This is a genomic window from Planktothrix serta PCC 8927, assembly GCF_900010725.2.
Lineage (GTDB): Bacteria > Cyanobacteriota > Cyanobacteriia > Cyanobacteriales > Microcoleaceae > Planktothrix > Planktothrix serta.
Genome location: NZ_LR734905.1, coordinates 1 through 419, shown reverse-complemented (window position 1 = coordinate 419; position 419 = coordinate 1). Strand labels below are relative to the sequence as shown.

Sequence of the window (419 nt, the reverse complement as noted above, 5' to 3'; positions counted from 1 at the left end):
AACGACATCCCCACCAGCAACCCTAATAACACCACCATCAACGAAGACCAACCCTACACCTTCAGTAGCACCGACTTCCCCTTCAGCGATGTCGATACCGGAGACACTCTACAAACGGTCAAAATTACCGAACTTCCTGCTAACGGTCAACTGTTCTACAACGGGACTTTAATTACCAGCTTACCCGTAGGGGGATTAGATATCCCCATCGCCAATATCGCTCAACTGCAATTTCAACCCGACCCCAACGAAAACGGCACTAACTACGCCAACTTTAAGTTCCAAGTCGGTGATGGTACAGACTTTAGTGGTGATAACACCTTCACCGTTAACGTAACTCCGGTTAACGACATCCCCACCAGCAACCCTAATAACACCACCATCAACGAAGACCAACCCTACACCTTCAGTAGCACCGA

The 419-nt window shown here is 48.7% G+C and carries 1 protein-coding gene; it reads left to right on the top strand.

The annotated features are described in order from the left end of the window. Positions 1-419: Ig-like domain-containing protein (locus PL8927_RS28215; protein WP_197047587.1), on the top strand; the 419-nt coding region annotated here is incomplete at both ends.